Annotated in this window: 7 protein-coding genes and 1 tRNA gene; 5 read left to right on the plus strand and 3 right to left on the minus strand. The window is 60.1% G+C overall.

The features are described from left to right. Nucleotides 1–136: 136 nt before the first annotated feature. Both NQ490_RS01540 and NQ490_RS01545 read left to right on the plus strand, forming a co-directional pair. Nucleotides 137–1,972 (plus strand): NAD(P)-binding protein, encoded by a 1,836-nt coding sequence (locus NQ490_RS01540; protein ID WP_007047053.1) that lies wholly within the window; start codon nucleotides 137–139, stop codon nucleotides 1,970–1,972. After that, complete coding sequence (locus NQ490_RS01545) at nucleotides 1,966–3,723, plus strand: [FeFe] hydrogenase, group A (RefSeq protein WP_007047054.1); 1,758 nt, start codon at nucleotides 1,966–1,968, stop codon at nucleotides 3,721–3,723. Before NQ490_RS01540 ends, NQ490_RS01545 begins: the two co-directional genes overlap by 7 nt. 60 nt (nucleotides 3,724–3,783) lie before the next feature. Here NQ490_RS01545 and NQ490_RS01550 read toward each other — a convergent pair whose 3' ends face one another. Beyond that, nucleotides 3,784–6,063: an ATP-dependent Clp protease ATP-binding subunit gene (locus NQ490_RS01550; RefSeq protein WP_007047055.1), complete on the minus strand. Its 2,280-nt coding sequence runs from the start codon at nucleotides 6,061–6,063 to the stop codon at nucleotides 3,784–3,786. A 155-nt stretch (nucleotides 6,064–6,218) separates the two neighbouring features. Between NQ490_RS01550 and NQ490_RS01555 the strand changes: the two genes are divergently transcribed. The 3 genes from NQ490_RS01555 to asnA are packed head-to-tail and all read left to right on the plus strand — an operon-like array spanning nucleotide 6,219 to nucleotide 10,762. Continuing rightward, nucleotides 6,219–7,958, plus strand: coding sequence for an ABC transporter ATP-binding protein (locus tag NQ490_RS01555; protein ID WP_007047056.1), 1,740 nt, complete (start codon nucleotides 6,219–6,221; stop codon nucleotides 7,956–7,958). Continuing rightward, a complete protein-coding gene (locus tag NQ490_RS01560) occupies nucleotides 7,955–9,709 on the plus strand; it encodes an ABC transporter ATP-binding protein (protein WP_007047057.1) in 1,755 nt (584 codons plus the stop codon). Before NQ490_RS01555 ends, NQ490_RS01560 begins: the two co-directional genes overlap by 4 nt. Before the next feature lie 42 nt (nucleotides 9,710–9,751). Further along, entirely contained in the window at nucleotides 9,752–10,762 is a 1,011-nt protein-coding gene (gene asnA / locus NQ490_RS01565; protein ID WP_007047058.1) for an aspartate--ammonia ligase, read from the plus strand. A gap of 72 nt (nucleotides 10,763–10,834) precedes the next feature. On the opposite strand, the gene NQ490_RS01570 is transcribed toward asnA, so the two are convergent. Together NQ490_RS01570 and rsmA are read right to left on the minus strand one after the other, a co-directional pair. Then, a tRNA-Thr gene (locus tag NQ490_RS01570) sits at nucleotides 10,835–10,910 on the minus strand. 37 nt (nucleotides 10,911–10,947) lie between these two features. Next, nucleotides 10,948–11,811: a 16S rRNA (adenine(1518)-N(6)/adenine(1519)-N(6))-dimethyltransferase RsmA gene (gene rsmA / locus NQ490_RS01575; RefSeq protein WP_007047059.1), complete on the minus strand. Its 864-nt coding sequence runs from the start codon at nucleotides 11,809–11,811 to the stop codon at nucleotides 10,948–10,950. Between the last annotated feature and the right edge of the window lie 17 nt (nucleotides 11,812–11,828).

Consider the following 11,828-nt stretch of genomic DNA (forward strand, 5'->3'; position numbering starts at 1 on the left):
TCCTTTTTTGTTTTCTGAGAATTCGTCATTTTGCATAGTAATTTCCAACAAAGTTTGAATTTGTTATTGATTTATCATTCTCTGCCTCGTATAATAGAAGATACACAAACCGACTCAAACGGAGGACATATTATCTATGATACGACTTTCTATCGAGACGCCCGATCGCGCACAGCAGGTCGTACAGGACCTCTGCCGCGACATGGGCCACCGCATTGCCGCCAACCCGCCGGGGCTCTGTCCGGTGGATATGGCGCTGAATTTTTTGCGCCTGTGTCATGCCCAGACCTGCGGCAAATGTGTTCCCTGCCGCATCGGCCTCTCCCAGCTGGAGACCTTGCTGGAAAGTGTGCTGGATCAGACGGCCCCTGAAGGCACCATCGACCTGATCGAGCAGACAGCAGCCGCCATTGTGGATTCCGCCGACTGTGCCATCGGCTATGAGGCCGCCGCCATGGTTTTACAGGGGGTGCGCGGGTTCCGTGAGGACTACGAAGAGCACGCTCACTACGGCCGCTGCATCTGCTCGCTGAAGCAGCCGGTCCCCTGCGTCACCGTCTGCCCCGCCCATGTGGATATTCCCGGCTATATTGCGCTGATCCGGGAAGGCCAGTATGACGATGCCATGGACCTGATCCGCAAGGATAACCCATTCCCTCATTCCTGCGCCTACGTCTGCGAGCACCCCTGTGAACGACAGTGCCGCCGTCGTCTGGTGGACGATGCCGTCAACATCTGCGGCCTCAAGCGTTTTGCCGCCGACCACGCCGGCAGCCAGACGCCGCCCGCTCCCGCTGAAACCACCGGAAAACGGGTGGCCATCATCGGCGGCGGTCCCAGCGGCCTGACCGCGGCGTACTATCTGCGCCTGATGGGCCACAGCATCACGGTCTTTGAACAGCGGGACAAACTCGGCGGTATGCTGCGCTACGGTATCCCCGATTATCGCCTGCCGCCTGAAGTGCTGCAGCGGGATATTGATTACATCCTTGCCACCGGCATCGAAGTCCAGACCGGTGTCTGCGTGGGCAAAGATCTGCAGTTGCCTGATCTGCAGAAAGAATACGATGCCTTGTACATTGCCATCGGTGCCCATGCCGACAAGAAGCTGGGCCTGGAAGGTGAAAACAGCCAAAATGTATTGTCGGCTGTAGAATTCCTGCGCAGCTGCGGCGAGGGCAACGCTCCGGACTTCACCGGCAAGCGCATTGTGGTGATCGGCGGCGGCAACGTAAGCATGGACGCTACCCGTACCGCCATCCGGCTGGGGGCCAAGAGCGTGACCTGTGTCTATCGCCGCCGGGTGGATGACATGACGGCCCTGCCTGAGGAGATCGAGGACGCCATGGCCGAAGGATGTCAGATCCTGCCGCTGCAGGCTCCTTCCCGCATCGAAGCCAACGAGAATGGCGAAGTCAGCGCCCTGTGGACCCGGCCGCAGATCATCGGCGGGTACGGCCGGGATGGCCGCCCGGCGCCGCGGGATGCCAGGCAGAAAGAGTTCCGCATCCCCTGTGATTACCTGATCATCGCCATTGGCCAGCGCATCGAATCCGATGAGTTCGAGAAGGGCGGCATCGGCACCAGCCGCGGTGCCCTGAAAGCCGATCTGTCCGGCTATGTGCCGGGGACGCCCAACGTTTTTGCAGGCGGTGACGCCGTGACCGGTCCTGCCACCGTCATCCGGGCGGTAGCCGCCGGCAAAGTCAGCGCTGCCAACATCGACAGCTTCCTGGGATATTCCCACACCATCGGCACTGCGGTCAAGATCCCACCCGCCAAGCTGTCCAACACCCCGCCCTGCGGGCGGATCCAACTCAAGAGCCGCAACGCGCTGGAGGCACGCTGTGATTTTGAACTGGCCAGCTGCGGCATGACCGAAGAGGAAGCCATGCAGGAAGCCAGCCGTTGTCTGCGGTGTGATCACTTCGGCTATGGAATCTTTAAAGGAGGGAGGACGACCCAATGGTAAATATTACTGTAAACGGTACGGCCGTCCAGGTACCGGAAGGCACCACCATCCTCAATGCTGCCAAGGCCGCCGGTGTGGACATTCCTCACCTGTGTTATCTGAAAGACCTCAATGAGATCGGCGCCTGCCGCGTCTGCTGCGTGGAGATTGAGGGCGAACGCAATCTGGTACCCAGCTGCAACAACCCGGTTTTTGAGGGGATGGCCATCCGCACCAACACCGACCGGGTCCGCCGCACCCGCCGGATCAATGTGGAACTGATTTTGAGTCAGCATGACTGCCACTGCGCCACCTGCCCGCGCAGTGGTAACTGTCATCTGCAGAACGTGGCCAACGACCTGGGCATTCTGGAGAACCCTTACCCCTCCGATCTGGTCACTGGGGCCCGGGCCCAGTGGCCGCGGGATTTTCCTCTCTACCGCGACACCAACAAGTGCATCAAATGCATGCGGTGCATCCAGGTCTGTGACAAGATCCAGGGCGTTCACGTGTGGGATCTGTCCGGCACCGGCAGCCGTACCCGGGTGGATGTGAGCGGAAACCGCCGCATCAAGGAGAGCGACTGTGTCCTCTGCGGTCAGTGCATCACCCACTGTCCCACCGGTGCCCTGCGGGAACGCAACGACACCCAGCGTGCCTTTGACGCCATTGCCGATCCCGAAAAGATTACCGTGGTACAGATTGCCCCCGCCGTGCGCACCGCCTGGGGAGAGACGCTCGGCCTGACGCCGGAACAAGCCACTGTGCACCGGATGGCTGCCTGTCTGCGGCGGCTTGGCTTCGATTACGTGTTTGACACCTCCTTCAGTGCCGACCTGACAATCATGGAGGAGGGCACCGAATTTCTGCACCGATACCAGGCCGGAGAGACCCGAGACTTGCCCATGTTCACCAGCTGCTGTCCCGGCTGGGTGCGGTATCTCAAGAGTCATTACCCCCAATGGACAGACCGCCTCTCGACGGCAAAGAGCCCCCAGCAGATGTTCGGCGCAGTGACCAAGAATTATTTTGCACAGAAGCTGGGTGTTTCCCCCGATAAAATTTATTGTGTGTCCATCATGCCCTGCATTGCCAAAAAGCAGGAATGCGATTTGCCGACCATGCACACCGAGGCCGGGAAAGACGTGGATCTGGTCCTGACGACCCGAGAATTGGTGCGGATGATCCGTGCCGAGCGGCTACATCCCGAGGCTCTGCCCGAGGAGGCCTTTGATTCTCCGCTGGGGACCTACACCGGTGCGGGTGTCATCTTCGGCGTGACCGGCGGCGTCATGGAAGCGGCCCTGCGCAGCGCCTATTATCTCGTCAACGGAAAGAATCCCAAGGCCGAAGCCTTTACCGCCGTGCGAGGACACGCCTTCGCGCAAGGATGGACCGAGGCCGAGTTTGATCTGGGCGACGGCGCCATCGTGCGCACCGCTGTAGTCAATGGCCTGGGCAACACGCACCATCTGCTGGAGGCCATTGCCGCCGGTAAGGTCCACTATGACTTTGTGGAAGTGATGGCCTGCCCCGGTGGCTGTGCAGGCGGCGGCGGACAGCCTCAGAACCTGGACGACGAGGAACGCGCCGCTGAGCGCGGGAAACGTCTGTATGCACTGGATCAGTGCAGCACCCTGCGGTTCAGCCACGAAAACCCGGAAATTCAGACCCTCTACCGGGAAGCCCTGGACGCCCCCGGCAGCGAGCGGGCCGAGGAATGGCTGCACACCGACCACCACGGCTGGCAGATGCCCCAGAGCCCCCTGTGATCTTTTCTTCCTCCCGAAAAAGAGCCGTCCGGCGGAGATGCCGGACGGCTCTTGCTTTGTTTACACGCAGGCGGCCAGGTCCGTTTCCTGCAGCACGATGCTGCCATCCGGCGCCGCGTCGGCGGTATATACGGCTCCAGCCCGGGCTGTTCCCGCTGCAATCCGGTCTGCCAGCGCCTGTTCCACCGCCCTGCTGACCGTTCGCCGCAGTTCCCGTGCCCCATAGGGCGGGACCTTATCTCCCGCCAGGCAGCGGGCAGCCGCGGCGGTATGATGCAGCGTATAACCCTGCCGGGCCGCCCGTTCTTCCAGTTCGCAGAGCAGCCGGTCGGCGATGGCAGCCAGCTGCTGGGGACCCAGTGGTTCAAACAGGACCGTCTCGTCCAGACGCCCCATCAGCTCGGGACGGAAGAACTCCTTGGCTTCCTGAATAGCCTGCTTGCCGCGCCGCGCGGTTTCGCTGCCCGCTGCGCCAAAGCCCATCGGCGCAGTCTGGCCGCTGAGGCAGCGTGCTCCCAGGTTGGAGGTCAGCAGTATGATGGTGTTGGAGAAATCTGCTTTGCGCCCCTGGGAATCGGTCAGGCTACCATCTTCGAGAATTTGCAGCAGCAGATTCTGGATATCCCCATGGGCCTTTTCAATCTCATCAAAAAGCACCACACTGTAAGGACGGCGGCGGACCGCCTCGGTCAGTTGACCGCCCTCGTCATGTCCCACATAGCCCGGCGGCGCTCCGATCAGCCGCGCCACCGTGTGACGTTCCATATACTCCGACATATCAAAGCGAAGAAGCGCTTTTTCACTGCCGAACCAGCACTTGGCCAGCGTCCGTGCCAGCTGGGTCTTGCCCACGCCCGTAGGTCCCAGGAAGAGCATCGCGCCGATGGGACGGCCTGCCTCCCGCAGCCCTGTACGGCTGCGCCGGATGGCGGCCGCCACCGCCGCCACTGCCTTGGGCTGCCCGATGACTTCTGCGGCCAGGCGGCTCTCCAGATTGGCCAGACGTTCCCGCTCCGCCTCCCCGACCCGTTCGGCCGGCACGCCGCTGGCTTCGCTGACTACCTTGGCCACATCCGACGGCTGTAAAGCGCGTTGCTTGCCACCGCCTTCCGCGCCGGCAATGCGTACCGAGGCTGCCGCCTCATCCAGCAGATCGATGGCCTTGTCAGGCAGATACCGCCCCGGCAGATAGCGCACACTGAGCTCCACCGCGGCGTGGATGGCTTCCTGTGGGATGGCGATGCCATGATACCGCTCGTATCGTGGCATGAGCCCCCGCAGGATGGTCTCCGCATCGGCAGGGCTGGGCTCTTCCACCATCACTTTGCCGAAGCGGCGCTCCAGCGCGGAATCTTTCTGGATGGTCTTGCGGTATTCCTCCACCGTGGTAGCTCCGATGAGTTGGATCTCTCCCCGGGCCAGCATGGGTTTGAGGATACTTGCCGCATCAATGGCGCCCTCGGCGGCACCAGCCCCCGCAATCACATGGATCTCGTCAATAAAAAGGATCGTAGAATTGTCGCGGTAGAGCTCCTCCAACAGATTCTTGAACCGTTCCTCAAAATCGCCGCGATATTTGGTACCTGCTACCATCGAAGCCATATCCAGTGCCAGCACCCGTTTGTTGCGCAGGGACGGCGTGATCTGTCCCGAGGCGATCCGCTGGGCCAATGCTTCCGCCAGCGCACTTTTGCCTACGCCCGGTTCTCCCAGCAGGCAGGGATTGTTTTTCTGACGACGGCAGAGGATCTCGATCATCCGGTCCAGTTCGGCATCCCGGCAGAGTACCGGATCCAGCCGCCCTTCCTGGGCCAGTCTTGTCAGATCCCGGCCATACTTTTCGCTGGCTTTGCCGCCGCGGGTGGTCGCCATCCGCGGCTGGGCCGGCAGCACCAGCTGCCCCGAAAGCTGGCGGCATTCCCGCGCCGCCTGGGGCACCTCGATCCCCAGTGAGGCCAGCCATACACTGGCCGTACAGGATGAGTCCTCCAGCATGGCACAGAGGAGATGTTCATTCTCTGCTCGGGCTGCACTGGCCGCGTGAGCCCCCAGCACCGCAAATTCCATGGCCTTGCGGGTTTCGGGAGCCAGATCCTGTTTGCCAAGGCTGCGCGGCGTACCGCTGCAGCTTCTTGCCTGTACGCAGCTTCGCAGCGCGGACTCCGTCACCCGTTTGCGGCGCAGAAAATCCGCTGCCGGCCCCTGGGCCGTCTGCAGCATGGCCAGCAGCAGGTGACCTGTATCGGCAGCTGAACACCCCTGCCGCCCCGCCAGTATGACCGCGGTGTGCAGCGTATGGGCTGCCGCGCGGGAAAATCCTTTATAACAATGAAACAGCATCCTTGTGCCTCCCGATTTGGTCTCATTGCAAGTATAGGCGTTAGCGGCGCAAATAATCCTCGAATCCGGGCAAATCCTGCAATGACAAATGCGGAATGCTGTGCTATACTTAATACCGTGCCCCGAAACATCGAATAAACGAGGTGGTTTTGTCCATGCACAAGTTGTTGCGCTACATCAAGGGCTATGAAAAGCAGGCCCTGCTGGCGCCGCTCTTCAAAATGCTGGAGGCCTGTTTTGAACTGTTTGTTCCCCTGGTCGTGGCCAGCATCATCGATACCGGCATCAAAAACGCCGACGCCGTCTTTATCTGGCAGCGTTGTGGCCTGCTGGTCCTGCTCGCCGTCATCGGCCTGACCTGCAGCTTGACCGCCCAGTATTTTTCCGCCAAGGCTGCCCTGGGCTTTGGTACAGCTCTGCGCAAGGATCTGTTCCGGCACATTGATACCCTGAGCTACAGCGAGCTGGACGGCATCGGTACCCCGACGCTGGTCACCCGGATGACCAGCGACATCAACCAGGTACAAAGCGGTGTCAACCTCACACTGCGGCTGCTGCTACGCTGCCCTTTCATTGTAATTGGCGCGCTGATCATGGCAGCCTCCATCAGTCCCCGTCTGACGCTGCTCTTTGTGGCAACCACCCTTGTCATCTCGCTGATCATCTGGCTGATCATGCGTGCAACGGTCCCCATTTACCATGAAGCGCAGAACGGTCTGGACCGCGTCACACTGCTGACCCGTGAGAATTATGTAGGGGCCCGTGTAGTGAGAGCCTTTGCCCGTCAGGCCGATGAGCTGGCCGCCTTTGTGGAAACCAATGACCATCTGAAAACCATTCAGCTTAAAGCCGGCCGTATCTCCGCTCTGATGAACCCGCTGACCTATCTGGTGGTCAACCTCACGGTCATTGCTCTGTTGCTGCTGGGCGGTCGGGAAGTCAATGTGGGCAACCTCACCCAGGGCGAAGTGATCGCGCTCATCAATTATATGAGCCAGATCCTGATCAACCTGCTGCGGGTAGCGGATCTGGTCATCTCGGTGACCCGTGCCCTGGCAAGCGGTATGCGCGTCAACGAGATCCTCAACACCCAAACCACCATGTCGGATCCCTCTTCCCCGGAACTGACGCCTGATGCAAACGCGCCTGCCGTGGACTTTGATCACGTCACCTTTACCTATCGCGGCGCCGGCGCCCCCAGTCTGACCGATGTGAGTTTTGCCGCTCAGTCCGGCCAGACCATCGGCGTCATCGGCGGCACCGGCAGCGGCAAGACGACCCTCATCGATCTGGTGGCCCGCTTCTACGACGTCAGCGAAGGAGCCGTGCGTCTCTTTGGCCATGATGTAAAAGAGTACGCTTTTGCGCAGCTGCGGCAGCTGATCGGCGTTGTACCCCAGCAGGCAATGTTATTCACCGGTACCATTCGCGACAATATGCGGTGGGCGGCGCCCAATGCCACCGACGAGGAGATCTGGGCCGCGCTGGAGATTGCCCAGGCCGCCGACTTTGTCCGCGGGAAACCCGGCATGCTGGATGAGCCCGTGGAGACCGCCGGCCGCAACTTTTCCGGCGGGCAGCGGCAGCGCCTGACCATCGCCCGCGCGCTGGTCCCCCGTCCCAAAATCCTGATTCTCGATGACAGCGCTTCGGCCCTGGACTTTGCCACCGACGCTGCGCTGCGCAAAGCCCTGAAAGAAAAGACGCAGGGCATGACCGTCTTTATCGTCTCCCAGCGAGCCGCCAGCGTGCAGCGTGCCGATCATATCCTGGTGCTGGACGACGGCGTTCTGACTGGCGATGCACCGCACGCTGATCTGCTGAAAACCTGCCCGGTCTACCGGGAGATTTGTCTGAGTCAGCTGAGCAAGGAGGAGGTGGAAAAAACGTTATGAGCAAACACACCAAACTCAACCGTTCCACCATCCGCCGGGTTTTGCGACTGATCCGCCCTTACGCGGGGCTGGTAGCGCTGACCCTGACACTGGCTGCCATTACCGTTTTCACCACCCTGCTGGCACCGGTCATCTCCGGCAAGGCCGTCGACCTGATCCTTGGTCCCGGCCAGGTGGATTTTGCAGGCCTGGGCAAATTGGCCGTAGCCATGGCTGCCACCATTCTCTGCACTGCTGTGTCGCAGTGGCTGATGAACGTGGTCAACAACCGCATTACCTTCCAGGTGGTGCGGGATATGCGGGTGAAGGCTTTTGAGCAGATGGAAATTCTGCCGCTGAAATATATGGACGCCCATCGTCCCGGCGATGCGATCAGCCGCATCACCACCGACGTGGAACAGTTCAGCGACGGCCTGCTGATGGGCTTCACCCAGCTGTTCACCGGTGTTCTGACGATTCTGGGCACGCTGGGCGTCATGATCTCCATCGACTGGCGCATCGCCCTGGTGGTGGTAGCGCTGACGCCGCTGTCCATCTTTGTGGCACGTTTCATCGCCACCCACACCTACTCCATGTTCAAAGTCCAGAGCGAGACACGGGCCGAAATGACCAGTCTGGTGGAAGAACTGGTCGGCAACGAACACCTGGTCCGCGCCTTCGGCTACGAGAGCCGCGCCGAATCCCGCTTTGAACGGATCAATCTGGACCTGCAGAAGTGTGGCGTGCGTGCCGTCTTCTTCTCTTCCCTGACAAATCCCTGTACCCGTTTCGTCAATTCTCTGGTCTACGCGGCTGTAGGTGTGCTGGGCGCGTTTGCCGCCATCGCGGGCAGCCTGACCGTTGGCGAACTTTCGGTATTCCTGAACTACGCCAACCAGTATACCAAACCTTTCAATGATATCTCCGACGTGATGACCGAACTGCAGAATGCGCTGGCCTGCGCCCAGCGGGTGTTTGATCTCATCGACGAAACGCCCATTGTCCCGGATGCCCCCGATGCCGTTGTGTTGCCTGCAGGCGCAGGCAGCGTGGAATTTGAGCACGTCAAGTTCCGTTATGCCTCCGATGTTCCGTTGATTGAGGACATGAATCTGCGGGTATGGCCCGGGCAGCGCATCGCCCTGGTCGGGCCCACCGGCTGCGGCAAGACCACCCTGGTCAATCTGCTCATGCGGTTTTATGAGATCAACGGCGGCTGCCTGAAAGTGGATGGTCACCCCATCGATACGGTGACCCGGGACAGCCTGCGCGCCAACCTGGGCATGGTCCTGCAGGAAACCTGGCTGAAATCCGGTACCATCGCTGAGAACATCGCCTACGGCAAGCCCGATGCCACCCGGGAGGAGATCATCGAGGCCGCCAAAAAAGCCCGTGCGCACAGCTTTATCTGCCGTCTGCCTCATGGATATGACACGGTAGTCGCCGAGGACGGCGGTAACATCAGCCAGGGCCAGCGGCAGCTGCTCTGTATTGCCCGGGTCATGCTGCGTCGTCCTCCCATCCTGATTCTGGATGAGGCCACCTCCAGCATTGATACCCGTACGGAAGTCCTCGTTCAGGATGCCTTTGAGGAACTGATGAAAGGCCGTACGAGCTTCATTGTGGCCCACCGCCTTTCCACCATCAAGAATGCCGACCAGATCCTGGTGATGAACGCCGGCAACATTATTGAGCGCGGCACCCACGACGAGTTGCTTGCCAAGGGAGGCTTCTACGCCCGGTTGTATGAGAGTCAGTTTGCCAAAGCCTGATCTTCCGCTATCCCACTTTGATACCAAGGAGCGTGTAGTAAAATGAGTTCTGTCAACATTCCCGCCAACTACAAAAGCCTTCTGGGGCTGTACGACACCCAGAAGGCCATTGGCCTGATCAAAACCATCTTCCAGGAAAAGCTTTGCCTGGCACTCCACCTGAAGCGCGTTACCGCTCCCCTGTTTGTCCTGCATGGCAGTGGTCTCAACGATGACCTGAACGGTGTGGAACGTCCCGTGGCCTTTGATGTTCCCTGCCTGGATGAAAAGGCAGAGATCGTCCACAGCCTTGCCAAATGGAAGCGCTATGCACTGTATAAGTACGGGTTCCGTCCCGGCCAGGGGCTGGTGACCGATATGAACGCTGTACGCCGCGACGAAGAGCTGGACAACCTGCACAGCATCTATGTGGACCAGTGGGACTGGGAGCGGGTCATCACGGCCCGTCAGCGCACCACCGCTTTCCTCCAGGATACGGTACGTGACATTGTGGATGCGGTCTGCGCCACCTCCGATGAGCTGCGCTGGAAGTTCCCGGCTCTGAAAAAAATTCACCTGACCCGGGAGGTCACCTTCATCACTACCCAGGAGCTGGAGGATCTGTATCCCGACCTCACCCCCAAACAGCGGGAGAACGCCTTTGCCAAAGAGCACGGCACCATCTGTATCCTGCAGATCGGCGGCAAACTGAAAAGCGGCAAGCCTCACGACGGCCGCGCTCCCGACTATGATGACTGGACGCTGAACTGCGATATTCTGTTCTGGCACAAACCCCTGGGCTGTGCGCTGGAGCTTTCCAGCATGGGCATCCGTGTTGATGCCGATGCCATGCGCCGTCAGCTGGCGGAAGCCGGCTGCCCGGAACGGGCGGAGCTTCCCTTCCACAAGATGCTGCTGGATGGTACCCTGCCCCTGACCATGGGCGGGGGCATCGGACAGAGCCGCCTGTGCATGCTGCTGCTTGGCAAGGTCCATGTGGGTGAAGTCCAGGTCAGCCTGTGGGATGAAAATACCGTAACCGCCTGCCGCGAAGCCGGTGTAGAACTTCTGTAAAACCTTCTGGATTTCCGGACATAGAATAAAAAGTCCCGCAGCCCTTGTAAAAGGGCTGCGGGACTTTCTGTTTGGAGCTAGCAACAGGAATCGAACCTGCAACCTGCTGATTACAAATCAGCTGCACTGCCAATTGTGCTATGCTAGCGGAACTTATTTAGTATAGCACATGGGAGCCCGCCTTGTCAATCCTCATGCAGGGCTGTGAGCAAAGCGGCATAGGCCCGCAATGTCAGCTGCTCGGGGCGCGCACGTTCCTCCAGACCAGCGGTCCGCAAAGCCTCCAGCACCTGGGCCTTGGGCAGTTTCAGGCCGTTGGCAATGGCATTGGCTGCGGTCTTGCGCCGCTGAGAGAAGGCCGCTCGGATCAGGGCAAAATACGCTTTTTCCCGTCCGTCAGGCAAATCTACCGGCGGTTGCTGACGTACATCCAGTCGGATGACCGCACTGGTAACGCTTGGCGCCGGGTAAAAGCTGCCCGGCTGCACTGTGAACAGCAGTTTCGGCTGGGCATAGTAGGCCACCGCGTAGCTGATGGCACCAGCCTCCCGGGTGCCAGGCGCGGCACAGAGGCGCTGTGCCGCCTCCCTCTGCACCATAACGGTGATATTCTGGATAGGCAATTTTTCTTCCAGGAGACGCATCAGAATGGGGCTGGTAATGTAATAGGGCAAATTGGCACAGACCGCCACCGGTTTTGTTCCGAATTCCTCTTCCAGCAGCGCTTTCAAGTCCACCTTGAGAACATCCTGCAGCACCAGTTTGAAATTGTCATATCCGGCCATGGTTTCGGCCAACAGCGGCGGAAGACGCTTGTCCACCTCCACGGAAACCACTTTGTCGGCACGTTTGCAAAGCTGTTCGGTCAGCACTCCAATGCCAGGGCCAATTTCCAGCACGCCCCAGCCGGGACCAATGCCCGCTGCCTCCGCGATGCGGGGACAGATACCGGGATTGATGATGAAATTTTGTCCGAACCCTTTGGAGAGCGCGAAATCGTACCGCGCACACAGGTCACGGATGGTGGAAAGGTCGGTCAGATTGGGCACAGTATTCTTCCTTTCCC

Origin of the sequence: Subdoligranulum variabile (assembly GCF_025152575.1) — a bacterium.
Lineage (GTDB): Bacteria > Bacillota > Clostridia > Oscillospirales > Ruminococcaceae > Gemmiger > Gemmiger variabilis.

What these genes read in the sequence shown, in the direction of transcription:
- NQ490_RS01540 (WP_007047053.1), top strand. Translation starts at nt 137, where the DNA reads ATGATACGACTTTCTATCGAGACGCCCGATCGCGCACAGCAGGTCGTA.
- NQ490_RS01545 (WP_007047054.1), top strand. Translation starts at nt 1,966, where the DNA reads ATGGTAAATATTACTGTAAACGGTACGGCCGTCCAGGTACCGGAAGGC.
- NQ490_RS01550 (WP_007047055.1), bottom strand. Translation starts at nt 6,063, where the DNA reads ATGCTGTTTCATTGTTATAAAGGATTTTCCCGCGCGGCAGCCCATACG.
- NQ490_RS01555 (WP_007047056.1), top strand. Translation starts at nt 6,219, where the DNA reads ATGCACAAGTTGTTGCGCTACATCAAGGGCTATGAAAAGCAGGCCCTG.
- NQ490_RS01560 (WP_007047057.1), top strand. Translation starts at nt 7,955, where the DNA reads ATGAGCAAACACACCAAACTCAACCGTTCCACCATCCGCCGGGTTTTG.
- asnA (WP_007047058.1), top strand. Translation starts at nt 9,752, where the DNA reads ATGAGTTCTGTCAACATTCCCGCCAACTACAAAAGCCTTCTGGGGCTG.